This window comes from Methylomicrobium lacus LW14, assembly GCF_000527095.1.
Lineage (GTDB): Bacteria > Pseudomonadota > Gammaproteobacteria > Methylococcales > Methylomonadaceae > Methylomicrobium > Methylomicrobium lacus.
The window spans coordinates 1538597-1564491 of record NZ_AZUN01000001.1 but is presented as its reverse complement, the minus strand read 5'-3'; the positions used below and the strand labels follow the sequence as shown (position 1 = coordinate 1564491).

10 protein-coding genes and 1 pseudogene are annotated in these 25895 nt (G+C 58.5%); 9 read left to right on the top strand and 2 right to left on the bottom strand.

Features of this window, described 5'->3' with window-relative positions; genetic code table 11:
* Window positions 1-15 precede the first annotated feature (15 nt).
* The 5 genes from METLA_RS0107005 (at window position 16) to METLA_RS0106985 (ending at window position 3835) form a co-directional block, all read left to right on the top strand.
* Entirely contained in the window at window positions 16-492 is a 477-nt protein-coding gene (locus METLA_RS0107005; protein ID WP_024297857.1) for a MarR family winged helix-turn-helix transcriptional regulator, read from the top strand.
* Between the two features lie 75 nt (window positions 493-567).
* Window positions 568-1380: a DODA-type extradiol aromatic ring-opening family dioxygenase gene (locus METLA_RS0107000; protein WP_024297856.1), complete on the top strand. Its 813-nt coding sequence runs from the start codon at window positions 568-570 to the stop codon at window positions 1378-1380.
* 164 nt (window positions 1381-1544) lie between these two features.
* Complete coding sequence (locus METLA_RS0106995) at window positions 1545-1943, top strand: MbcA/ParS/Xre antitoxin family protein (RefSeq protein ID WP_024297855.1); 399 nt, start codon at window positions 1545-1547, stop codon at window positions 1941-1943.
* A gap of 77 nt (window positions 1944-2020) precedes the next feature.
* Window positions 2021-2653 (top strand): RES family NAD+ phosphorylase, encoded by a 633-nt coding sequence (locus METLA_RS0106990; RefSeq protein ID WP_245598749.1) that lies wholly within the window; start codon window positions 2021-2023, stop codon window positions 2651-2653.
* A gap of 177 nt (window positions 2654-2830) precedes the next feature.
* Window positions 2831-3835 carry an MlaA family lipoprotein gene (locus tag METLA_RS0106985; RefSeq protein WP_024297853.1) on the top strand — a complete coding sequence of 335 codons (1005 nt, stop codon included), beginning with the start codon at window positions 2831-2833 and terminating at the stop codon, window positions 3833-3835.
* Between the two features lie 526 nt (window positions 3836-4361).
* Here the strand turns inward: METLA_RS0106985 and METLA_RS23950 are convergent.
* Window positions 4362-4479: pseudogene (locus tag METLA_RS23950) on the bottom strand (class D beta-lactamase); the annotation flags it as partial.
* 34 nt (window positions 4480-4513) lie between these two features.
* On the bottom strand, window positions 4514-5671 hold the full coding sequence (locus METLA_RS0106975) for a pyridoxal phosphate-dependent aminotransferase (protein WP_024297852.1): 1158 nt from the start codon (window positions 5669-5671) through the stop codon (window positions 4514-4516).
* A 455-nt stretch (window positions 5672-6126) separates the two neighbouring features.
* Here METLA_RS0106975 and METLA_RS0106970 point away from each other — a divergent pair, with 455 nt between their 5' ends.
* From METLA_RS0106970 to METLA_RS0106955, 4 genes are all read left to right on the top strand, one after another.
* The gene (locus METLA_RS0106970) at window positions 6127-11421 is read left to right on the top strand and encodes a non-ribosomal peptide synthetase (protein ID WP_024297851.1); all 5295 of its coding nucleotides are present in this window, start codon (window positions 6127-6129) and stop codon (window positions 11419-11421) included.
* Between the two features lie 56 nt (window positions 11422-11477).
* Window positions 11478-13082: an MBL fold metallo-hydrolase gene (locus tag METLA_RS0106965; RefSeq protein ID WP_024297850.1), complete on the top strand. Its 1605-nt coding sequence runs from the start codon at window positions 11478-11480 to the stop codon at window positions 13080-13082.
* A 155-nt stretch (window positions 13083-13237) separates the two neighbouring features.
* On the top strand, window positions 13238-16591 hold the full coding sequence (locus METLA_RS0106960; protein ID WP_024297849.1) for a non-ribosomal peptide synthetase: 3354 nt from the start codon (window positions 13238-13240) through the stop codon (window positions 16589-16591).
* Entirely contained in the window at window positions 16588-25770 is a 9183-nt protein-coding gene (locus METLA_RS0106955) for a non-ribosomal peptide synthetase (RefSeq protein ID WP_024297848.1), read from the top strand. Before METLA_RS0106960 ends, METLA_RS0106955 begins: the two co-directional genes overlap by 4 nt.
* Window positions 25771-25895: the final 125 nt, after the last annotated feature.

The following is a 25895-nucleotide window of genomic DNA, read 5'->3' as shown; positions in this document are numbered from 1 at the left end:
TTATATTGCGGTGTTATGTCTTCTCCCTCTACTTTCCCAACGATGCTGCGCGAGTTATTGCGAACGCATCAAGCTTTTTTGTCTTATGCGGCCAGTCATGTTCACAAGCTGGATCTGACTTTGCCGCAATACGACGTCATCATCACCTTAGGCAACACCTCCGGTATGACCCCCAAAAAATTGGGCGAACAAACCTTGATTACCAAAGGGACGCTGACCGGAGTCGTCAGCCGATTGGAGGATAAAGGCCTTGTTCAGCGCCTTGCCTCCAAAAAGGATGGCCGCAGCCAGATCATCCGGTTGACCGATGCCGGCAAGGCCTTATACGAAAGCAGCTTCCCCGAGCACCTTCAGCACATCAACCGCTTGTTCGAGACTTATTCCGCGGAAGAGGTGGCGGCGCTCGAAGCCGGCTTAGTGCGCTTGTATGAAACCGTCATGACCGCGCGCAACGGGGACAATGAAAATACTGACGATACAATCGATGAATAGGGGATAAGACTTCGTGCTTTAACCTGTTACGCTCGCCGGCTCCCGCCAATTCCAAACTTTACCCGCAGAGGCGCTATGAAATGCGAATCAGATGATCAGCTCGGTCCTGTTCTGTTTATTCCCCATGGGGGCGGCCCTTTGCCTCTGCTGGGCGATCAAGGGCACCAGAATTTGGTCGATTTTCTGCAAGAAATAAGGCCAAGTCTGGGGCAGCCTTCAGCCATTGTCGTGATCAGTGCGCACTGGGAAGAAAGCCGAGTCACAATTACGAGTGGAGCCACGCCCGCGCTGATTTATGACTATTACGGTTTTCCTGATGAGGCCTACAGGATTCAATATCCTGTGCCCGGATCGCCTGGCCTTGCCGATAAAATCTTGCGCTTGTTGCAGCACAGCGGTATTAGCTCGCGGCTGGATAGTCGGAGGGGTTTTGATCATGGCCTATTCGTGCCGTTAAAAATCATGTTCCCGGCGGCTGAAATCCCTTGTGTTCAGTTATCTCTGGTCAATAGCTTAGATCCTGCAACACATATCAAAATAGGCAAAGCCCTTGCGGATTTACGCAAAGACAATGTAGCGATTATCGGATCGGGTTTTTCGTTTCATAACCTTAACGCCTTTTTTGCGCCCGGTAGGGAGGAGCATGACGCTAAAAATGAGGCGTTCGAAGCATGGCTGATTGATACCTGTACGAAGGACGATTTATCGTCCCAGGAACGGGAAGCCAGGCTCATTGACTGGCGTAATGCCCCTTATGCGGATTATTGTCACCCCAGAGAAGAGCATCTATTGCCCTTGCACGTTTGTGCCGGCTTTACGAGCGCTCCGGCAAAATTGGTATTCGAGGGCAGAATATTGGGAAAAAAGGCCAGCGCCTTTCTCTGGTAAATGTTCAGTCGTTAACGGTTTCTATAAGGAGTTCCGGTTGAACGGATGCTGATGCCGTTCCCGGACTTCAGATCAAGGGCGGCTAAACAAAAACCTTGACAAGGTCTATATATAAACTTATTTTATATTTTACTACATAAATGCACTAGTTGAGGAGATGCGGCATGTTATCCATTGCAAACAGTCGCCCCGGCCTTGATGACGCCATGATTGCAAAAGGCGCATTAAGGACTTTTTTTAATATTGCGGATGCCTGGAAACTCAGTACGGATGAGGCAATGGTCTTGCTGGGCATGGATTCCCGCAGCACCTTTTTCAAGTGGAAAAAGCAGCCCGAGCTCGCCAAGCTGAATCCCGATAAGTTGGAAAGGCTCTCCTATATTTTCGGCATTTACAAAGCGTTGCAGATATTGTTGCCTAAAGCCGAAGCGGCGGATCAATGGATCAAGCGCCCGAATACCGCGGTATTGTTTCAAGGCAAATCGGCGCTCGATCGGATGCTGAAAGGCCGCGTCATTGATTTGTATGTGGTTCGGCAATACCTCGATGGGCAACGCGGGTAGTGAGCGCGCCATTGCCGCCAATCAGCCGTGTAGTTTGGCATCCCTGCTGGCGGCTGGTTCCCAGCCGGTTTCCGCCGGTGGGATTATTTGATCGGGTAGCGGAGCCGGAAGACCTGGACATTGTTTTCGCGATCGAAGCGTTGACAAATGACCGGCTGTTGGACGAGTCGGGCGATATCAGGCTTGTTCCCCTCGAAGACCGGGTCTCGGGCCCTGGAACCACGCCGATTATGGCCGCCTTCACCCATCTTAACCCCGAAGGAAGCCGGTTTACGGGCGGCACTTACGGGGTTTACTATGCCAACAAGGATATGGATACGGCAATCGCCGAAACCCGATTTCATAAGGCCAGGTTCCTGGCGGCGACGAGCGAGCCGCCGATAGAAATCGACATGCGAAGCTATGCTGCCGATTTGGAATCGGAGTTGCATGATATTCGCAAGATGCAGGCGCAGATGCCGGCGATTTATACGGATGACCCTGGGAGTTATTTTCATCCTCAAACCCTGGCGAAAGCACTGCGCGACACCGGCTCCAACGGGATCGTTTATGACAGCGTGCGTTATTCCGGGGGCGAATGTGTAGCCGTTTTTAGGCCGCGCGTCCTCTCTCCCGTTCGGCAAGGCCCGCATTTTTGTTATGTGTGGAACGGAGAGGCCATCATGGAGATTTACCAAAAAAGCCATTACCAACCGGGCCAATCATTCTGATTCGGCTAGCCGCTGCCATCAACTTGTGCATGCCAGAAAAGACAGATCTTGTATGACGGCAAAGGCTAAAGTGGTATACTTAAAATATCGAATCGATACTATTTTATGTAATGGCGAAAGCTCTTCACCCCAAAAGCGAAGGTTGCTCGAACCAATAATTCAGTGGAGTTGTATGTAATGTTTACCCGATTGTACTCAGGCAAAAGCCGAGCATCTTTGGCACAAGTGTTTTTAGTTTCAAGCGCATTGATGATGACAGGATGCGCGACCACTGAGAAACGCGTGGAAGCCTCGGTAGATCCTGTTTCGGCCAAGGCAAGCCAGGTTGATCCCTATGAGGGCTTCAACCGATCCATGTACGGGTTTAACATGGGACTGGATAAGTATTTTTTCAAACCGGTCGCGGATGGTTACAAATTTATCACGCCTGATTTCGTGGAAACCGGGGTGAGTAATTTTTTTAGCAACTTGAAAGGCATCAATGTGGTGTTAAATGATGTCCTGCAGGGAAAATTTGAACAAAGTGCTGCGGATGCCGGCCGTTTCCTGACCAATACGACTATCGGTGTCGGTGGATTGATCGATGTGGCGAGTAAACTTGGCCTAGAGCATAACGCCGAGGACTTTGGGCAAACCTTGGCGGTCTGGGGAGTCGGAGAGGGGCCTTATTTGGTGTTGCCTGTCATGGGGCCGACAACGATTCGTGATGGTAGTGCCCTTATCGTAGACAAAGCCGCCAATCCAGGCACCTATGTTCCGTTCACCGGTATTATCGAGGGCATCAGCGATCGTGCAAAAGCCCAAGGTGCGTTGAACTTTATCGACGAGGCGGCCTTGGATCCGTATGTGTTTACCCGCGAGTCCTTCCTGCAATATCGCCGTCACCTAATCAATGATGGCAAAGTTGACAACAATAGCGAAGACTTGAGTCTTGATGCCGCGACCGAAGATTCTGCCGGTCTCAAGGCAGATACCGCCAAAGCGGGTCAGCCTGCTGTCGACTCGACAGGCAAGATGGGCGATGCGGCGCAGGCATCTGCTAAGCCGACTGAGAGCGCTACGGTGCATCGTTCGGCATTTGACAAAGTGGCTGAATCCTTTGAGCAAGCCTCGATTAAAATCGATCAATTGAGTAAAAAATCAAGGATAAACCTCGCCAGTTCCGACGCTTTAACCGAGTGATTTATCCAAAATAGTGGATAGCCGCGTAAGTCGGTCATGCTTTTCATGGCCGGCTTTTTGGTTCTCTGAAAACAGGCCATCAGCAGGCTATGTTTTCAGGGCAACATCGAGCGCTCGGCAATTGTCTTTAACATCATCAGCAAGAACTACACGAGCAGCGCCGAGGGTACGGTTCGGCTGGGCCACTCCGACCGCACCAACCGCGGAGCCACCGGCGGCAACGTGTCCTGGAACTCGACCCACGACAGTAAAGGCTGTAGCCAGGAAAACTTGGTCAGCACCGGCGGCGCCGGCTACTTCTATTGCTTTGCCGCAGACTCAGCCAGTTTAAGTTTGAATTGTCAGGGTTCGCTTCGCGCCCCCTGACTGGGCTTACTCGTTTTTAACTAACCTTTCGATCGAAGTATCCCCAACACCCTAAGACTGGCCCTGCCCAATTCGATACGCTTAGCCGCATCGCCGGCTTTCGATATATCGAGATTGATCGCGAAATTTCACCGTTGCCTTAATCCAGTTCAGTAGGGTTACGCATACGTTCCAGGCCGATGCGCCGCGCCAGTTCCTGGTAGACCGGCAGGTTGGACATCTTGATGGTTTCCCGTAAGCCCGTCCCGTTCCCAAGTCTTGATCGGCTGCGGTTTGCCGCGAATCAAGTCGCTTTATATCCGTCTTGCGCAGTTATGAACGAAATTTGCGCAGGCGCGCAACCGCTTCGCGCAGCGTCGCATCATCCTTGGCGAAACAGAAGCGGATCAGGCTTTCCCCCGCGCCGCTTTGGTAAAAGGCGCTTCCGGGGACGGAAGCCACGCCGGTTTGTTCCAATAAGCTGATAGCCGCAGATCTTGCATCGGCAAAACCCAGATGCGCAATGCTTGCCAGCACGTAATAGGCGCCCTGGGGAACCAGCGGCGTCAATCCTGCATCATTGAGGCCCTCGCAAATAATGTCGCGCTTGCGCTGATACTCAGAGCGTAGATGCTGAAAATATTCGGGCGGGACCTCTAATCCAGCCGCAACACCATACTGCAACGGAGAAGGAGCGCAGACATAAAGCAGGTCGTTCACCAGGTTGATCGCGCTCGCCAAAGACGCTTCCGCCACTGCATAGCCTAAGCGCCAGCCGGTGATGCTGAAAGTTTTTGAAAACCCCATGATGCTGACGGTCCGCTCGCCCAGCCGGCCGACCGATGCCGGCGACACATGCTGGCGGCCATCGTAAGTGATGTACTCGTAGATCTCGTCGGAAATAATCAAGAGATTATGCCGTTCGGCGACGCGCTCGACGATCGCGAGTTCGGTGGCGCTGAACATCTTGCCGCTCGGATTAGCCGGCGTGCAGAGCACCATCGCGCGGGTATTGGGGCGCACGGCCGCGTTTAGCGCGGCTTCATCCAAATCGAATTCCGGCGGATTCAGCGTCAGAAATTGCGGCTCCAGGCCCTGGAGCAGAATCGTATTCAGGTGATAACCGTAATAGGGTTCGAGCAGCAAAATGCCGTCCCCCGGATTGAGTAAGGCCGTCAAGGTGGCCGCGAACGCGCCCGTGGTGCCATTGCTGATCACGATCTCTTGCTCGGGATCGACCGTGAGGCCATTGTCCCGTCTTAATTTTTCCGCAATCGCCAGCCGTAACGGCGTCACTCCTTCCGATGGCGTATAGGTATTCCGCCCGTCCTGGATCGCCTTGATCGCGCCGTCTCTAACCTCAGGCGGCGCCGGCAGGTCGCCCAATCCTTGGCCTAAATTGATGCCGCCAAGCCGCTCGCATTCTCGGGTCATCAGGCGGATGTCCGAAGGGCGTAGATCGGCAATGCGCTTGGCAATGGGGAAGTTCATTCACTAGATCCCTGAGGAAAATGGTGTAGAGGGGTTATCGGTAGAGGGTGTTGTCTTGCTGGGCAAAGGCTCAAAAGCCTCCCTTGAACCGGGAATCATACGCAAATGCCAGGTGCACACCAAATGATAAGATCAGATATTCATATGACTTATCGACAAAAGACTTGCCAGGATAGGCATGTCATTCCGGTCGAAGGCTAACTCGTCTCCGGCAAGGTCAGGTTGCTATCCTAGTCTGGATGCTGCCGTTCAATCCCATCGCCATGGGGAGAATTTTTTCCTTGATCGTCTTCCTTGTAAGTAATTTTGTAGATACAGGCGGCGCATGCAGACCCTATTTTCTCTAGGCAGTAGGAGATTACGGTCAACAAACCCCTGTTTCGGATTCGCGGCTCGACACCCGCTTGGGTTAGCGAAATTTCATGCAGTATCCGTTTCGAGGATGGGGGAGAAAGGTGTTAAACAAGCAATATGATATAGGTAATTCCACTGGCGACGCCGCGTTGATCGAAGACGCCACCTCCTTGGTCACGGTGCTGCAAAGACGGGCAGAATGGCATCCTGATCGAACCGCATACACCTTTCTGGAGTTCGGTGAGGCGTCGTCCCGTTCGCTGACATACGGCGAGCTCGACCGGGCAGTCCGGCAATTGGCCGCGCAATTGCAGCAGATGGGCATGCAGGGCGAGCGGGCTGTATTGCTTTATCCGCCGAGCCTGGATTACATCGTGGCGTTTTTCGCCTGTCTTTATGCCGGGACCGTCGCGGTGCCGGCCTATCCTCCGAGCAACAATCGGCACATGCCGAGGCTGCAGGCCATCCTCGACGACAGCCGGGCAAAAATAATCCTGACTACAGCCCAGGTCGCCGGCAGCGTACGCCAGTTTGCAGGCGCCAGTGAAGCATTGTTAGCCAAAAACTGGCTCCCAACCGATGCCCGCGCGGTTGTCGACGCATCCTCCTGGCAAGCGCCGGCGCTGCGTTCATCGGATCTCGCGTTCCTGCAATACACCTCGGGTTCGACGGGTGACGCGAAGGGCGTGATGATCAGTCACGGCAACTTGATCGCCAACCAGCACCTGATCAAACGCCGTTTTGGCCACGACGAACGTTCCACCGTAGCCGGCTGGCTGCCGCTTTATCACGACATGGGCCTGATCGGCAACGTGATGCAGCCTTTATACTGCGGCGCCGGCGCGGTGTTGATGTCGCCGATGGCCTTCCTCGAAAAGCCGCTGCGCTGGCTGCAGGCGATCAGCGATTATCGCGCCCGCACCAGCGGCGGGCCGAATTTTGCCTACGACCTGTGCGTGCAGAAAATCGGCGAGGACGAAAAGGCCGGGCTCGATTTGAGCCACTGGCGCTTGGCGTTCAACGGCGCGGAGCCGATCAATCCGGAGACCTTGCGGCGCTTTAGCGAGGCCTTTGCCGGCGCTGGATTTCGCCGGCAAGCCTTCTATCCCTGCTATGGTCTGGCGGAAGCGACCCTGCTGGCGACCGGCGCCATAAAGCAAAGCGTGCCGATCGTTGCCGCGTTCGACAAGAGGGAGCTGGAACAGCGTATCGTCAATGCGGTAGCTGACGGCGATCCGAATGCCCGTCGTTTGGTCGGCTGCGGCAGTGTGGATAAGGCGCAAGGCCTCCGCATCGTGGACCCCGATAGCGGCGCGCTTTGCGAGGCAGGCCGGATCGGCGAGATATGGATCGGCGGGCCCAGTATTGCGCAAGGCTATTGGCAAAATGCCGAAATGAGCGCAAGAACGTTCAGCGTCGATGCCGAAGGAAAGCGCTGGCTCCGCACCGGCGATCTGGGATTCGTCGACGGCGGCGAGTTATTCGTTTCCGGGCGCCTGAAAGACCTCATCATCGTCCGCGGCCGCAATTATTACCCGCACGACCTGGAATATGCGGTCGAGGCGGCCACCGATGCGTTGAACCCGACATCGACGGTCGCTTTCGCGGTCGACGAAGCCGACGGCGAAAAGCTGGTCGTATTGGCCGAATTGAAGCGCAACCGGGTCAGGCAGGGCGATTATCGCGCCGAATTCGCCGCGATGCGCGCGCGCTTGACCGAGGAATGCGGCATCCAGGCCGACCGCATCGTATTTTTGAAGCCCGGCTCGATCTTGAAAACCAGCAGCGGCAAACTTAGGCGCAGCGCTTGCCGCGAGGCTTATCTGCGGCAAGGCTTTGAGGCTGTCGCGGTCGACGGCCTGCAACAGCCCTCTGAGATGCCGCCGTCGGAGAGATTGGCCGTCATAAGCTCGGGCGAGCACAATCTATTGCGCCTGGCCTTGTTGTCGCTGGACAAGGCGAATGCGGCCGCGCTGTTGGCGGGGCAACTGGCGCTGAAGGCGGCAGCCTTATCCGGCGTGGATGCAGGCACTATCGGCCCTCGGCATACTCTGACCGGCCTCGGTTTGGACTCGCTGAAAGCGGTCGAAATGAAATATTTCATCGACGAACTGCTGGGCATCGATTTGCCGATAGCCAAAATGCTGGGCAGCGCCACCTTGCAGGAGAGCGCGCTGACGGCGCTGAGTTTGGTCGAGAATGCCGGCGCAAGCATTAAAAAACCGGATCAAGTTGCCGAAGGCATTGCCGCGAAAACCGCGATGTCCTACAACCAGCAGGCCTTGTGGACGCAGGCCAAGCTGCAAAGCGGCGAAGCGCTGTATCACATGCCCGTCGCCTTAGCGATACGGGGGTATGTTGACCCTAACGCCTTGCAGAACGCCCTGACCGAATTGTGCCTGCGCCATCCGCAACTCCGGAGCGGATTTGATCTTGACGACGACAACCGTCCCGTGTGTTTGCCGTTAACCCTGGCAGAGCTCCCCTTGGAAAGCGCCGAATGCGCCGGTCAAGCAGAGCGGCTGGAGACGCTGCGTGCGTTTGTCGGCAAACCGTTTGATCTGCAACACGGCCCGCTGATGCGATGCGCGCTGTTCAGTTGCGGCGATACCGATCATGTCCTGGCGTTTTGCGCCCATCACCTGATTGTCGATTTCCGCTCGCTGCAAATTCTGTTGGCGGAGCTGCAGACACTGTATTCGGCCGGGACAGCCGGTCAACGTCCTTCGTTGTCCGCTCCTGCCGCCTCTTATGCCGATTTTGTTGGCTGGCAGCAATATTATCTCGAAAGCGCCGCCGCCGAAAACGACCGGCAATACTGGAGCGAACAGCTCGCCGGCGAGTTGCCGCGTCTGGAGCTACCCGGCGAGCGTCAAGGCGCCGGTTCGCCGTCATACCGAAGCGATGCGGAAGCGCTGATCGTGGCGCCCGTATTGGTGGACAAACTGAAGGGATTAGCCGCCTCTCACCATACCACGCTGTATACCGTACTGTTGACGCTGTTTAAAACGCTGCTGTACCGCTATAGCGGTCAACACGATCTGATTGTCGGCTCACCATCCTTGGGCCGGCCGCAACGGGAGTTTGCCGATTTGGTCGGTTATTTTGTGAATCCGATTGCTCTTCGCAGCCGGCCTTATGGCGAACAGCGGTTTTGTGATTATCTTGACGACGTCAATGCCATTGTTCTCGGTGCTCTGGAGCATCAATATTTTCCTTATCCGCTGCTGGTAGAGCCGTTGCGCTCGCGTATGACGGCCGATTCGTCCTCCTTCCGAACCTGGTTTGCGTTACAGACCGGCAGCGATCGGTTAGCCTCCGCACTGGCATTGGGGCAGTCAGGCGTGGCCCTGGAATGGGCCGGCATCGCGGCGGAAAGTTACGCCCTTCCGGAAAGATCGGAAGCGTTCGATTTGGCTTTATTATGCGCGGAGACCGGGCAGGGACTGACGGCAGTGTTCAGTTATCGAAGCGATGTGCTGGAAGGCGAGACGGTGAAGCGCATGCTCGGCCATTTTGAATCCTTATTGCACGGTATCCTGGCCGATCCGTCCTGCCGATTGAGCCAGCTGCCCTTGCTGACCGTGCCGGAATGGCGGCAACTGACGGCTTCGAATGCCACCGGTGTCGACTTTCCAAGACAGCAGACGCTGGTCGATGTGTTTGAGTCGGTTGTCGAACGTCAGCCGGAGGCGACAGCGTTGATTTTCGGCGAGCAGCGTCTCAGCTATGCCGAATTGAATGCGAAGGCCAATCGTCTGGCGCATTACCTGTTGGCTCAGGGCGCGGGGCCGGAGCGGCGCATCGCGCTGAGCATGCCCAGAGGTTCGGAATTGTTGATCGGTATGCTGGCGATCCTGAAGGCCGGTGCCGTGTATGTGCCAATCGATCCGAATTACCCTGAAGACCGGCAAAACTATTTGTTCCGGGATGCCGGTGCCGACTGGCTGTTGACCGTGTCGGCGTTGGCGCCGAAGCTGAATTGCGGCCGCAGGGTCAAGATTTGCGTGGACGAAGTGGGGGCGTATTCCGCTTACAGTGCCGCTAATCCAAGGGTTGCGCGTTCGCCCGCATACGCCGCCTATGCCATTTATACTTCCGGCTCGACCGGCTGGCCCAAAGGCGTCCTGGTCAGCCATGCGAATCTCTTGCATTCGACCCTGGCAAGGCATGCTTATTACCGCGAGCCGGTCGGCTGTTATCTGTTACTGCCTTCGTTTGCGTTCGACAGTTCGGTTGCCGGCATCTTCTGGACCTTGAGCCAAGGCGGCTGTTTGTGTTTGCCCGACGACGGGCTGCTGAAAGAGCCTTTGGGTCTGGGCGCGTTGATCGAACGCCACCGCGTGACTCATCTTTTGACCTTGCCGTCACTGTATCAACTCTTGCTCGAACACCTGCCGACGGCGGCACTGCAAAGTTTGCGGACGGCAATCGTCGCCGGCGAGGCTTGCCCCGGCGCGCTGGGCGAACTGCATTTTGCGCGCTTGCAGACGGCAGCGTTGTTTAACGAATACGGTCCGACCGAAGCCACGGTCTGGTGCAGCGTCTATCAAGTCACGCCGGAGGATGCCGAGGCGACGCTTTCGATCGGCCGGGCGATCGCCAACATGCGCATTTATGTGGTCGATACCCGCTTGCAGCCGGTGCCCGTCGGAGTGGCCGGCGAATTGCTGGTCGGCGGCGACGGCATCAGTCGCGGCTATCTTGGCCAACCCGCTTTGACCGCCGAACGCTTCGTGCCGGATCCGTTCTGCGGTGACGGCGGCCGTCTGTATCGTACTGGCGACCGTGTGCGTTATCGGCCAGACGGGAATATCGAGTTTCTGGGGCGCTTCGACCAGCAAGTCAAGGTCAGAGGTTACCGGATTGAGCTGGGGGAGATCGAAGCCTGTTTGTTGCGTCATCCTGCCGTGACCTTCGCGGCCGTGGTCGCGCGTGAAGACGTGCCCGGCTTCAAACGCCTGGTCGCCTATTTAGTGGGCGCTAGGGAGGATCAGGAGGCCGTGAAGGCTCATCTCAAAGACCGTTTGCCGGAGTATATGCAGCCGTCGGTGTGGCTCTGGCTGGAGGCGATGCCGTTGAACGCCAACGGCAAGCTGGACCGCAAGGCCCTGCCGCTGCCCGACTTGCAATCGGAGCGGCAAGACGGCTTTATCGCCCCGCGCGACGAGGCCGAAGAAGCCATGGCGGCCATCTGGCGGGAAGTGCTCGGCATCGAACGTTTGGGCGTCCATGATGATTTCTTCGAATTGGGCGGCCATTCCCTGGCCGGTGTGCAGGTCATGGCGAAAGTGCAGGAATTGTTTGCGATCGAGCTGCCGGTCAACGTGCTATTCGAAGCGACCACGATAGCCGAATTTGTCGACCGGATGGCCGAATACGACATCGAAAACTAAGGACCGGTCGGCGCACGCTCCGCACGGCATCAACACTGATCGAGGAACCCAAGACAATGAATCACAACACGCTTTACCGCTTGGCCGATTCCACCGCCGCCGAGGCGCTGGTCGATGACTGGGTGGCCTGGCCGCATACCTTTGCGCCGGTGCCGTCCAGTCTGCACAGGCTCAATTATCAGAAGAAAAACCTGACGTCTTATCTGCAAAACCCGCAGATTCACGTCAAATCCAGCGCCAATCCGAAACTGTTGGGCGGTTCTTTCGTGAATGTGCCGGCCGACCGCGTTGAAGAGGTGGCGCAAATGCTGACCAGGATTGAAACCGAACATGCCGACAGCCTGCAAATGGCCAAGGATTTGCTCGATTTCCAAAACCTGCTGGATCAGGAGGCGGCCGGTCAAAGCCTGGAGCCGTATTACCGGCAACTGCCCGAGTCGCTGCGGGGCTATGTCGAATTGCTGTATGACTACAACAACCGGCCGATCGTCCGCTGCATCGAGAGCCTGTTTTACAAAAGCCGGCATTACAAAAAGCACTTGCAGTCGCTGCGTCTGTTCACCCAGACCCATGACCGGGCGCGCGCCTATTACATGAGTACGCCGCGCCTGCCGGACGATGACAGCATCGCTTGGCATATCCCGTTTTCCGAAAGCACAATCGACGAATTATTCAAATTGGACAGCCAGCCGCAACCCTTGCCTTACATTCGGGACGTGTTAGGGGTGGACGCTGCCGATGACCACAAATTGATCCGTTTGTTGACCGACAAACCGCCGCGTCAGAACGAACCCTGGCACGGACCGGGTGCCCGTGTCCGTTATCTCGGCCATGCCAGCGTGCTGGTCGAATACAACGGCGTGTCGATTCTGGTCGATCCGTTCCTGGCCGTAAACCCCAGCGAGGGCGGCATCGAGCGCTACAGCTTCCAGGATTTGCCGCCGCATATCGACTATGTGCTGATCACGCATGTCCATCACGATCATTATGTGTTCGAGACCTTACTGCGCCTGCGGCACAAGATCGGCTGTCTGGTCGTGCCGAAAAGCTCCGGGATTTTCTACGCCGACATTTCGATGAAACTGCTGGCCAGGGAACTGGGGTTCCGCCAGGTGATCGAGATCGATCCATTGGACGCGCTTCCTTTTATCGACGGGGAAATCGTCGCGGTGCCGTTTCTTGGCGAACACAACGATTTGCCGTTCGCGAAAAGCGGCTATCTGGTGCGCGCCGGCAAGCAAAAACTGTTGTTTGCGGCAGACTCCAATTGCCTCGACGAACGCATGTATCACAATCTTTGCCGCGAGTATGGGGCAATCGATACCGTATTCCTGGGCATGGAATGCATCGGCGCGCCGTTGTCCTGGGTCTATGGCGCCTTGCTGCCCAAGCTGCCGGATCACAAGCATTGCCAGGCGCGGCGTTCGAACGGCAGCAACGCCGAGGCGGCCTTGCGCCTGTTGGATGCGGTCGATGCCAGCCGGGTCTTTGTCTATGCGATTGGGCGCGAGCCATGGCTGCAATATTTCATGGCGCTGGAGCCGGAAGATGACGATGTCTATATCCGGGAAATCAACAAGATGCTGGCCGTCTGCCGCGACAAAGGCTATGCCGATGCGAGGCGCTTGTACGGCCGCGACGAGATTTTTTTAGCCGAATGAAGAGATGGGTTCCACATCGGCTTAACCTAACAATCCTTTCCCGAATTCATGCCAAGGCCTACCGCATAGCGCTTGTTTTTTGCTTGCTGGAAGCCGTTGAAAAGAATCGCATCATGACAGGCCTTACCTAACAATACCTCATTTCGGATACCCGCATGCAACCTTTGAATACGGAAAACAGCTCATCGCCAGCATCCAAGCGCTCGCGCCTGATTGCCCGTCTCGGCCAAAATACGCCTGCCGACAGGATTCCTAAATGCGACATCGACGCACCGACGCCGTTGTCGTATGCGCAGGAGCGGCTATGGATTATGTCGCAACTAGAGCCGGACAATCCCATCTATAACGTCGCCGGCGCAGTCCGCTTCGATGGGCCTTTGCGGGCCGACGCTTTAGAACAGGCCTTGACCGAGGTCGTGCGCCGCCACGAAATTCTGCGTAGCCGCTTCGTCACGGCAGACTCGCAGCCCAGACAGCAAGTGTTACAGGATGCCGACTTGCCGTTGGAGCTGTTGGATTTGTCCGCTCATGCCGAGAGCGAAAAAACATCGGCGTTTGAACGCCATGCCCAGTCCTTCATAAGGCGGCCTTTTCGTCTGGCCGAACAAGCGCCTATACGGATTTTATTGGCGACGTTGAAGGTGCAGCAACACATCCTGTTGTTGACCTTGCATCACATGGTATCCGACCGCTGGTCGGTCGGCGTGCTGATGCAGGAGGTCGCTGCGTTGTACCAGGCTTTTGGCAACGGCCAGCCCTCGCCTTTGCCGGCTTTGTCGATTCAATACGCCGATTACTGTGTTTGGCAGCGCCGTCGGCAAGCGCATTGGGACCGCCAGCTCGAATACTGGCAACAGAAATTGGCCGGTGTCCCGCCGCTACTGGAATTGCCGACCGACCAGCCCAGATCGCCGCTAGCAAGCTATCGTGGCGTGGTGCGTGGCTTCGAGCTCAGCTCCGATCTCACCCGGAAATTGAAGCAACTGGCGCAGCAACATAACGCTACCTTGTTCATGGTGATGGCTGCCGCTTTTTCGACCTTATTGTACCGTTATTCCGGCAGCCGCGATTTTTGTATCGGCTATCCCGTGGCTGGACGCAACCGTACCCAGACCGCAAACCTAATTGGCTTCTTTGTGAATACATTGGTTTTGCGTTGCCGAATCGATGGCGACACACGCTTTACCGATTGGCTGGCGCAACTGCGCGAGCAGGCCTTGCAAGATCAAGCACATCAGGAACTGGCTTTCGGCCAATTGTTGGAGGCTCTGAATCCGCCGCGTAACCCCAGTCATGCGCCGGTGTTTCAAGTGATGCTTGCGGTGCAGAATGTGCCGACGGCCGATTTTCGGATGGCCGATCTGGTCGTGACGCCGTTGACGATGGTCAACGGCATTTCCCAGTTCGATCTGACGCTGTTTGTCGACGAGCAGGACGGCCGGTTGCTGTGCAGCTTCGAATACAGTGTCGATTTGTTCGATGCAGCCACTATCGAACGCATGGCGGGTCATCTGCAAACCTTGCTGGCTCAGGCGACGGTAAAGCCGAAGAGCCCGGTTCGGCACCTGGAGATGTTGCCGACCGGCCAACATCGGCAAATCATGGAGGAATTCAACGCCACCTGCCGCGATTATAGCCGGCAGCCTGGATTGGTTCATGCTTTGTTCGAAGCCCAGGTTGACAAAAGCCCCGGCGCCGTTGCGTTGCGGTTCGAGGAGAAAAGCTTCCGCTATGCCGAACTCAATGCCAAGGCCAATCAGTTGGCCCATTATCTGATCGCACGGAATGTCGGACCGGAAGTTAGGGTTGGCATCTGCCTGCAGCGATCACCGGAAATGGTGATTGCCTTGTTGGGTATTTTGAAGGCCGGCGGCGCTTATGTGCCGATTGACCCAGATTATCCGTCCGAACGATTGCAATTCATGCTGGCCGATTGCGCGCCTAAGCTGTTGATCAGTCAAAGTCGTTTTTTAGACGTGTTGTCCGGGTTAACGGTGGGTGAGAGTCGGCCGCTTCTGCTTGACGATGCTGAAACGATGGCCGCTATTGCCGCGCAACCTACCGTCAATCCCGACCCATCGGCATTGGGCTTGACGCCAGGGCATCTGGCCTACGCGATTTATACCTCCGGTTCCACCGGGCAACCGAAGGGTGCGATGAATCAGCACGATGCGGTGGTCAACCGCTTGTTGTGGGCGCAGGACGAATACCGGATGACGGCGGCCGACAGAGTCATGCAGAAAACGCCGTTCAGTTTCGACGTTTCGGTTTGGGAGTTTTTTCTGCCGTTGTTGGCCGGCGCCGAGTTGGTTTTGGCCAGGCCAAAAGGGCATCAGGAGCCGGAATATCTGCAGGATTTGATCGAAGCCGCCGAAATCACTGTACTGCATTTCGTGCCGTCGATGCTGCAGGCGTTTCTGGCCAGGCTGGAGGCGCCGAAATGCCGGTCGTTGCGGCAGGTCTTGTGTAGCGGCGAGGCGTTGCCGCCGTCTTTGCAGACGAGGTTTCACGACGCCTTGCCAGACGTGGCCTTGCACAACTTGTATGGGCCGACCGAAGCGGCAGTCGATGTCACCGCCTGGCGGTGCCGGGCCGACGTTACATCGGCGACGGTACCGATCGGACGGCCTGTTGCCAATACGCGCATTTCTATACTCGATGCCTGTTTGCAGCCGGTACCGATTGGCATAGCCGGCGAAATCTACATCGGCGGCCTTGCGGTCGGCCGCGGCTATTTGAACAGGCCGTCCTTGACTGCCGAACGTTTCGTCCCCGATCCGTTCACCGTTGGCGGCCGCATGTACAGGACCGGAGACTTGGGGCGTTGGTTGGTTGACGGTAGCATCGAGTATTTGGGGCGTAACGATTTCCAAGTCAAGATTCGTGGTTTCCGTATTGAACTCGGCGAAATCGAAAGCCGCTTATGTGCCTGCGCCGGCGTCAAAGAAGCCGTCGTTGTCGCTCGCAGCGATACTCACGGCGACAAACGCCTGGTCGCCTATCTTACCCACGAATTGGGAGCTGAATTGTCGCTCGCCGCATTACGTAGCCAATTAGCGGCTACTTTGCCTGATTATATGTTGCCAAGTGCTTTCGTGCCGTTGCAGGTTTTGCCGTTGAACGCCAACGGCAAGCTGGACCGTGCCGCATTGCCGGCACCGGAGGAGGGGACTTTACTCGCCCGCGAATATCAGGCGCCCCAAGGCGAGATTGAAACGGCGTTAGCAGAAATTTGGCGAGACTTACTGGAGCTGCATAGGGTGGGTCGTCAAGATCATTTCTTCGAGTTGGGCGGGCATTCCTTGTTGGCATTGACGCTGGCCGAGCGCCTGCATCAGCGAGGCTGGGGCTTACCGGCTCGCGAGGTGTTCGCTCATCCGGTGTTGGCGGATTTGGCCGCAGCAATCGCCGCAGATTGCAACGAAGCCGACCCGATACCGCCTAATTTGATCCCCGATCCGATTTCTTTGTTATCCGTTAAGACGCCGATGGTGGAGTTCCGGCTATGAGTTTAAGCGCTATTTTTACGACGTTAAAATCCAGAAATATTGCCTTGCTGGAAGAGGGCGGCGAGTTGGTAATCCGCGCACCGCAAGGCGCCATGGATTCGGCACTGATGGATAAATTGAAAGCCTATAAACAGGAGTTACTGGCGACGTTACAAGCCGGTGCGTCGGCAGTACGGACGAATCCGGCCGACATTACGCCGGATATGCTACCGCTGGTCGATCTGAGTCAGGATGAAATCGATGGCATCATCAATACCATCGAAGGCGGTGCGGCCAATGTTCAGGATATTTATCCTTTGGCGCCGTTGCAGGAAGGCATTTTGTTTCATCACCTGCTGGATACGCAAGGCGATCCTTATGTAACCCGTTCTCTGATCGTATTCGATAACCGGACTTATTTGGACGCCTTTCTGGCGGCGTTACAGACCGTGATAGACCGCCACGATATTCTGCGCAGCTCGGTGCACTGGCAAGGCTTGCGGCAGCCGGTACAGGTCGTCCATCGCCGAGCGGTTCTGCCGGTGCAGGAGTTGGCCGGAGGCGGCAATGTCGAGAGCCGACTATTGGATGCAACCGATCCCAGAAAATGGCGGATGACTATTCAGCAGGCGCCGTTGTTAGCGGTGTATATGGCCGCCGATCCGGACGGCGAGCGCTGGCGCTTGGTATTGTTAAATCACCATTTGGTCGATGACAATTACACTTTGCAGTTGATACTGTCGGAAATTCAACTGTTGCTGGCTGGCCGCGGCGCCGAGCTGCCGGTGCCGTTGCCGTACCGAAACTTCGTCGCCCGAATGCGGCGTAACGCTCAGGCCGAACACGAAACCTATTTCCGCGATCAGCTTGGCGATGTCGATGAGACCACCGCGCCGTTCGGTGTGCTGAACGTGCAAGATAACGGCGGCAAGGTCGAGGAAACGGTAATGATGCTGGACGGCACATTGTCGCAGCGAATACGCGATGCCTCCCGTGGCTGTAGTGTTACGCCAGCGAGTCTATTTCATGTCGCCTGGGCCTTGGTGATGGGGCGATGCAGCGGACGCGACGATGTGGTGTTCGGCACGGTGTTGTCGGGACGGCTGCATAGCGGAGTCGGTGCCGAGCGCGCCGTGGGATTGTTCATCAATACCCTGCCGGTCCGTATTCCGCTGGCTAAACTTAGCGCCGCCGAAACCGTCGCGCTAACCCACCAACGCCTGAATGAGCTGTTGCTACACGAACAGGCGTCGCTGGCCACCGCGCAGCGTTGCAGCGGATTGGCTGTCGGTATGCCTCTGTTTACCTCGTTGTTGAATTATCGCCACTCAAGCATCGTGGCTAGCGACGACAAGGTGCTAATGGCTTGGGAGGGCGCGGAAGTCGTATTCAGCGAGGAACGGACCAATTACCCTTTGACCCTATCGGTCGACGATCTGGGTCGGGATTTTGGGTTGACCGTGCAGGCGGCGCAGGGCATAGAGCCGCGACACGTTGTCGAGTATTTGCGTACGGCCATCAGCGGATTGGCGGACGCCTTATTGAGAGAGGCTACTCGGCCGGTTAACGAAATTAATATATTGCCGGCAGACGAACTCCATCAAGTGTTGGTTGACTGGAACGCCACCCGGACCCCCTATCCGAAGGAGCGCTGCATTCACCAGTTGTTTGAAGCTCAGGTTGAGCAAACACCTGATGCCATTGCGCTAACCTTTGAAAACCAAACTCTGACTTATGCCGATTTGAACATCAAAGCCAATCGCCTGGCGCATTACCTGATCGAACGCGGCGTCGGTCCGAACGTGTTGGTCGGACTCTGCATCGAACGCTCGCCGGAGATGGTGACCGGCCTCTTGGGCATCCTGAAGGCCGGCGGCGCTTATGTGCCGCTCGACCCTCACTATCCGGAGGAGCGCCTGCGCTATCTGCTCGGCGATGCCGGCATTGGCCTGCTGCTGACCCGACCGGCGCTGGCGGCGGTCATTGCGGCGGATGCGCGGCAGACGGTGTATCTGGATCAGGACTGGCCCATGATCGCGCGTTATCCGGCGCACAACCCCGCGCCGCGCAACCATCCGCTGGATTTGGCCTACATCATCTACACCTCCGGTTCGACCGGCGAGCCCAAGGGCGTCGCGGTCAGCCACCTGAACGCGGTGCATTCGACCGTGGCGCGTTTTGCGCACTATGCCGATCCGGTCAAGGCCTATCTGCTGTTGTCGTCGTTCGCCTTCGACAGCTCGGTGGCCGGGATCTTCTGGACCCTGGGGCAGGGCGGCTGTCTGTGCCTGCCCGGCGACGACGCCGGCAAGGACCCGGCGGTGCTGGCCGCACTGATCGAACGCGAGCAGGTCTCGCACCTGCTGGCCTTGCCGTCGCTGTATGCCGCGTTGTTGGAGCAGGCGCAGCCGCAGGCCAGCCTCGGCAGCCTCACCACCGCGATCGTCGCCGGCGAAGCCTGTGCGACCGAAGTGGTCAAACGGCATTTCGCGGTGCTGCCGGCCGTCAAGCTCTATAACGAATACGGCCCGACCGAAGGCACGGTGTGGAGCAGCGTGTACCAGGCGGGTCCTGAGGACCTGGAGCGGCCGCTGGCGATAGGGCGGCCGCTCAATAATGTGCGTCTGTATATCCTGGATGCCGCCGCCAACCCGGTGCCGGTCGGCGTGGCCGGCGAGCTCTATATCGGCGGCGCCGGCATCGTGCGCGGCTATCTGCGGCGTGCCGCGTTGACCGCGGAACGCTTCCTGCCCGACCCGTTCCGGCCGGATGGCGGTCGCCTATACCGCACCGGCGACCTGGCCCGCTACCGGGCCGACGGCGCGATCGAGTTTTTGGGCCGTATCGATCATCAGGTCAAGCTCCGCGGCTTCCGGATCGAACTCGGCGAGATCGAGGCGCAGTTGTTGGCACATCCGGCCGTAAAGGACGCGGCCGTGCTGGCGCGCGAAGATCAGCCGGGCGACAAGAAGCTGGTGGCCTATCTGGTGCTTGATTCGGCCAGTGCCAACCAGGATGCCGCCGTGTTGGACGACCTGAAAGCCCAACTGAAGCAGGCCCTGCCGGACTACATGATGCCGGCGGCTTTCATCATTTTGGACGCCATGCCGTTGAGCGCCAACGGCAAACTGGAGCGAAAACGCCTGCCGGCGCCCGACTGGAGCGGCCAGTCCGGCGCGGCCTATGCCGCGCCGCAAACCCCGGTCGAAGCCGCCCTGGCCCAGGTCTGGCAGCAACTGCTGGCGGTCGAGCGGGTCGGCCGCCACGACAACTTCTTCGCTCTCGGCGGCGACTCGATCCTGAGCATCCAGATGGTCAGCCGGGCGCGCCAGGCCGGCATCGTGGCGACGCCGAAACAACTGTTCCAGCACCCGACCCTCGCCGAACTGGCGGCGGTCGCCGGGGCCGCGAGCCGTGCCGTCGCCGAGCAAGGGCCCGTCAGCGGCGAGGCGCCGTTGACGCCGATCCAGCACTGGTTCTTCGAGCGCGCGCTCGCCACCCCGCAGCACTGGAACCAGGCCGTGCTGCTGAGCGTCAAGCCCGGGCTGACGCCGGCGGTCTTCGAGGCCGCGCTGCACAAACTATTGAGCCAGCATGACGCCCTGCGCCTGCGCTTCACGGCGGCAGACGGACGCTGGCGGCAACGCCATGCGGCCGATGATTCCTCCTGTGTCTTCGAACGCCTCGACCTGTCCGCGGTCCCGGCCGCCGAACGCAGCGCCCGCCTGCAGGCGGAAGCGACCGCGCGCCAGGCCGCACTGGACCTGAGCCAAGGGCCGCTGCTGCGCGCGGTCTGGTTCGACTTCGGCGATGAAGCCAGCCAGGTGCTGGTCGCGATCCACCACCTGGTGGTCGACGGCGTGTCCTGGCGCATCCTGCTGGAAGACCTGAGTCTGGCCTGCCGGCAAGGCCAGGCCGGCCAGAGCCTGAGTCTGCCGGCGAAGACCACATCCTTCAAACATTGGGCCGGGCGCCTGACAGAGCTGACGCAGAGCGGCAGTTTGAATCTGCACGCCGACTACTGGCTGGACCCGCGCCGCAGAGAGGCGCCGGCGCTGCCGGTCGACGAGCCGGCCGGCGCCAACCTGTCAGGTCTCGAAGACGAGATCGTCGCCACCTTGAGCCGCGACGACACCCGCGCCTTGCTGCAAGACGTGCCGGCCGCCTACCGCAGCCAGATCGACGACGTGCTGTTGACCGCGCTGGCGTTGACCCTGCGCGAGTGGACGCAATCCTCGACCCTGCTGATAGACCGGGAAGGCCACGGCCGCGAACACCTGGCCGACGACCTCGACGTGTCGCGCACGGTCGGCTGGTTCACCAGCGTCTACCCCTTGCTGTTGAGGCTGGACGCCGGCGATGACCTCGGCCGCGCCTTGAAAACGGTCAAGGAGCAACTCCGCGCGGTGCCGGCGCACGGCATCGGCTACGGCCTGCTGCGCTACCTGTCGGCCGACACTGAACTCAAACAGCGCCTGGCCGCCCAGCCGCAGGCCAGGATCATTTTCAACTACCTGGGCCAGCTCGATAGCGTGCTGGACGCGGACGGCCTGTTCGCCGCCAGCCACGAGTCCGCAGGATTAAGCCTAGACCCGGCCGGCGAACGGGCGCACGAACTGGACGTGGTCGGCAGTATTCTGGACGGCCGTTTGCAGCTGAGCTGGCGTTACAGCCGCGCCCGCTATCGGCGCAGCACGCTGGAAAGCCTGGCCGCGCGTTACCTGCACCGGCTGCAAGCCTTGATCGCCCACTGCCGCGAGCCGGATACCGGCGGCTACACGCCGTCCGACTTCCCGCTGGCGACCTTGTCGCAAACTCAACTGGATGCGCTGGCGTTGCCGCCGCGGCAAATCGAGGACATCTACCCCTTGGCGCCGTTGCAGCACGGCCTGATGTTCCACAGCCTGTACGCGCCGAACGCGACCGTCTACCGCATCCAACTGGCTTGCCGCCTGACCGGCAAACTTGACATCGCCGCCTTCCGGCAGGCCTGGCAATTGCTGCTGGAGCGGCATGCGCTCCTGCGCACGCGCTTCTACGGCCAGGACCTGGAACAACCGCTGCAAATCGTCGAACATCACGTGCTGCTGCCGATCAGCTTCTACGACTGGAGCGGCCTGCCGGAAGCCGCCCAGCAACAGCGCTGGCGGCAGTTGCAGGCGGACGATCACGCCCAAGGCTTCGACTTCGGCCGCGCGCCGTTGATGCGCCTGGCTCTGGCGCAAACCGCCGATACCGTGCATTACCTGTTGTGGAGCTATCACCACGTGCTGCTCGACGGCTGGAGCATGCCGCTCTTGATCAAGGAAGTCTTCACGCTCTACCACGCCCTGCAGCGCGGCGACCGGCCCAGCCTGCCGGCGGTCAAACCTTACCGCGACTACATCGCCTGGCTGCAGCGCCAGGACCGGGCCGCGGCCGAACGTTACTGGAAAGAGGCCATGGCCGGCTTCGACACGCCGACTGTTTTAGGTATCGACCGGGCGCCCGGCCGCCAAGGCGCGGGCGAAACCCGAAAACACAGGCTGCTCCTGACTGCGGCCGAAACCCGGCGTCTGCAACAGTTTGTCAGACAACAACAGCTGACCTTGAACACCCTGGCCCAGGCCGCCTGGGGCTTATTGCTCAGCCGCTACAGCGGCAGCGATGACGTGGTGTTCGGCGTCACCGTCTCCGGCCGCCCGGCGGACCTGATCGGCATCGAAGCACAAGTCGGCCTGTTTATCAACACGCTGCCGATGCGGGTCCAAGTCAAGCCGGAAGCCCGTCTCGACGACTGGCTGCAGGGCCTGTTTGCGCAGAACCAGGACATGCGCCGTTACGAATACGCGCCGCTGGCGCAGATCCAAACCGGGTCCGACATCGGCCGCGGCCAAAACCTGTTCGACAGCCTGTTGGTGTTCGAAAACTACCCGATCGATGAGGCGCTGATGCAGATCGGCGGGCCGCTGACAATCGACGCGGTGGTCGGCGTCGACCCGACCAACTACCCGCTGACGCTGACGGTCTTCCCCGGCGAGCGCTTGCAGTTGGAGATCAACCACGACAGCAGCCGCTTTACCGGCGACAGCATTGCCGCGATGCTGGCCCACCTGCAGCAACTGCTGGTCGCGTTTGCCGAACAGCCGCAAGCCAAACTGGCTAACCTGCCGACGCTGGTCGCAGCGGAGCGCCGGCAAATCCTCGATGACTGGAACGCCACCGAAGTCGACTATCCCAAGGGCCGCTGCATCCATCAACTCTTCGAGGCCCAGGCCGCAAGGACGCCGGATGCGGTCGCGCTCAAGTTCGAAGACCGGAGCCTGAGCTACGCCGAACTGAATGCGAAGGCCAACCAGCTCGCGCATTACCTGCGCGCGCGCGGCGTCGGTCCGGACGTATTGGTCGGCATCTGCATCGAACGCTCGCTGGAGATGGTGATCGGTCTGCTCGGCATCCTGAAGGCCGGCGGCGCCTATGTGCCGCTCGATCCCAACTATCCGGAGGAGCGCCTGGCCTTCATGCTGGCCGACATCGCGCCGCCGGTGGTGTTGACTCAAGCCAAATTCGTTGGAGAACGTTATTTTGGTGCAGCGCAGCTATTAAGCCTGGACGGCGACTGGGAGCGCGTCGAAAGCTATTCGGCCGTCAATCCGGACGGCGGTTTGCGCCCCGACAATCTGGCTTACTGCATCTACACCTCCGGCTCGACCGGTCAGCCCAAAGGCGCCGGCGTGCCGCACCAAGGCATCCTGAACCGGCTGCAATGGATGCAGGCGGAATACCGGCTGGACGGCAGCGACAGCGTGCTGCAAAAAACCCCGTACAGCTTCGATGTCTCGGTCTGGGAGTTCTTCTGGCCGCTGATGACCGGCGCCCGTCTGGTCGTCGCCGCCCCGGAACTGCACAAAGACAGTCTGGGCCTCGCCGAGCTGATCCGCCGCGAACGGATAACGACGCTGCATTTTGTGCCGTCGATGCTGCAAGCCTTCGTCGAGACGCCGGCGGTGGAAAACTGTACGTCCTTGACACGGGTGATCTGCAGCGGCGAAGCCCTGTCGGCCGATCTGGTCGCGCGTTTCCAACAAAAACTGCCGGCGGCACTGCACAACCTGTACGGGCCGACCGAAGCCTCGGTCGACGTCAGCTACTGGGCCTGCCCGCCGGCTTGCAGCGAAGCTGCGATTCCGATCGGCAAGCCGATCGCGAACATCCGCCTGTACATCCTGGACCGCCATTTGAATCCGGTGCCGGTCGGCACGCCTGGAGAACTGCATATCGCCGGCATCGGCCTGGGCCACGGCTATTTGCGGCGGCCAGGCCTGAGTGCGGAAAAGTTCATCCCCGACCCTTACGGTCCCGAGGGCAGCCGGATGTACAAGACCGGCGACCGGGTGCGTTACCGGGCGGACGGTACGATCGACTACCTGGGCCGCATCGACCATCAGGTCAAGCTCCGCGGCTTCCGGATCGAGCTCGGCGAAATCGAAGCGCAACTGTTGGCGCATGCAGCGGTAAAAGAAGCCGTGGTGCTGGCGCGGGAAGACCACCCCGGCGACAAGCGTCTGGTCGCCTATCTGGTCGAAGATCAGCTCGGCACGCTGCCGTTGGACGATCTGAAAGCCCAGTTGAAACAGGCGCTGCCGGATTACATGGTGCCCAGCGCCTTCGTGATGCTGGCAGAAATGCCGCTCAGCGCCAACGGCAAACTGGACCGCAAGCGCTTGCCGGCGCCTGACATCGGCGATCAATTGGCCACTCAATATGTCGCGCCGCGCAGCGGGTCCGAAACCATTCTGGCCGAGATCTGGCAGGACGTGCTCGGCATAGAAAAAGTCGGCGTCGAAGACGACTTCTTCGAACTGGGCGGGCATTCGCTGCTGGCGACCCAGCTATTCTTCCTCGCCCAAAAGCGCTTGGCTACCGCTGTCACGTTTAAGGCATTTTTAGTCGAGCCGACGATAGCCGCTCAAGCACGGTTGATTGACGAAGGGGAGGCGGCCGAGCCGGTGATAGATTTAGACGCCGACGCGGTACTGGATCCGACTATCGTACCGATAACGTCCGACAAGGTGGATGCCGCCGCCGCTCGCGTGATGTTACTGACCGGGGCGACCGGTTTTCTGGGGGCGTTTTTATTGGCCGATCTTCTGGAACTGACACAGGCAAGGATCTACTGCCTGATCAGGGCGGAAGATGAACGGCAGGCCATGCGGCGCTTGCAACGGCAGATCGAGCAATATGAATTGTCGGATCGCGTCGACTTTTCTCGAGTCGTTGCGGTGTGCGGCGATTTAGGCGAGCCGCGACTCGGATTGTCTGAGTGTCGTTATCGGGACATCGCCGAACAAGTCGAGGTGATTTATCACAACGGAGCTTTAGTCAATTTCGTTCAGCCGTATCAGGCCTTAAAAGCCGCGAATGTTTTTGGGACTCAGGAAGTCTTGCGTTTGGCCTGCTTAGGGAAGGCTAAAGCCATTCACTATGTATCGACAGTGTCGGTATTTAGCGAGGAACCTAAGCAGACAACCGGGCATAAGGAAACCGACGACCCCGTGCAACGAGGTCATTTGCCAACCGGTTATGCCCAGAGCAAATGGGTCGCAGAGAAATTAGCGGTTGCGGCTAGGGAAAGGGGATTCCAAGTCAGTATTTATCGGCCTGCGATTGTGGCTGGCGATAGACGTAACGGGGTGTGGAATACCAGCGATTTTTGGTGCCGATTGATCAAAGGCTGCATGCAAATGGGCTATGCGCCTTGTGAGCGTGTGCGAGTGGATATGGCGCCAGTTGATTACATGAGCCGCTCGGTCGTCGCATTGTCCTTAACATCCGCTGCCGATGGCAATATTTTTCATTTGAATCATCCCGAGCCGCCTTATTCCGATCAATGGCTGGATGGCTTTGCAGACCTGGGTTACGAGGTGCAACGCATCCCGTACCGCAACTGGCTGGAGAAAGTACTGGAGACCGGGCGGACCAGGCCGGAAGACTTTGCCTTGGCGTCGCTGTTGCCGTCGTTTGCCGAACAGCTCCAGGCAGGCGACACGCAACTACCGGAGGGTGATGTCATGCAATACGACAGCTCGGCGACGCATGCCGCATTGTCGGCCTTAGGTGTGGAATGCGCCCCGATGGATGGCAACGATCTGGCGCGTTATCAAGCGTATTGGGTTAGAAGCGGCTTTATCCGGAAGCCGGACTATGCGGATCGGTTCTAGGAAAACTTTGGTTTGAGGTGGGGAAAAAAGAGGGGGAAATCCTCTTCCTGATAATCACATCAAAAAATTCCCTTTCGCCATCTAAAAAAATTGAAGAAATCATGAGAAAAAAAACTAGCAAGCGA

Bases quoted from the DNA above. Each gene is read 5' to 3' on its own strand.
- METLA_RS0107005 (WP_024297857.1), top strand. From the start codon at position 16: ATGTCTTCTCCCTCTACTTTCCCAACGATGCTGCGCGAGTTATTGCGA.
- METLA_RS0107000 (WP_024297856.1), top strand. From the start codon at position 568: ATGAAATGCGAATCAGATGATCAGCTCGGTCCTGTTCTGTTTATTCCC.
- METLA_RS0106995 (WP_024297855.1), top strand. From the start codon at position 1,545: ATGTTATCCATTGCAAACAGTCGCCCCGGCCTTGATGACGCCATGATT.
- METLA_RS0106985 (WP_024297853.1), top strand. From the start codon at position 2,831: ATGTTTACCCGATTGTACTCAGGCAAAAGCCGAGCATCTTTGGCACAA.
- METLA_RS0106975 (WP_024297852.1), bottom strand. From the start codon at position 5,671: ATGAACTTCCCCATTGCCAAGCGCATTGCCGATCTACGCCCTTCGGAC.
- METLA_RS0106965 (WP_024297850.1), top strand. From the start codon at position 11,478: ATGAATCACAACACGCTTTACCGCTTGGCCGATTCCACCGCCGCCGAG.
- METLA_RS0106960 (WP_024297849.1), top strand. From the start codon at position 13,238: ATGCAACCTTTGAATACGGAAAACAGCTCATCGCCAGCATCCAAGCGC.
- METLA_RS0106955 (WP_024297848.1), top strand. From the start codon at position 16,588: ATGAGTTTAAGCGCTATTTTTACGACGTTAAAATCCAGAAATATTGCC.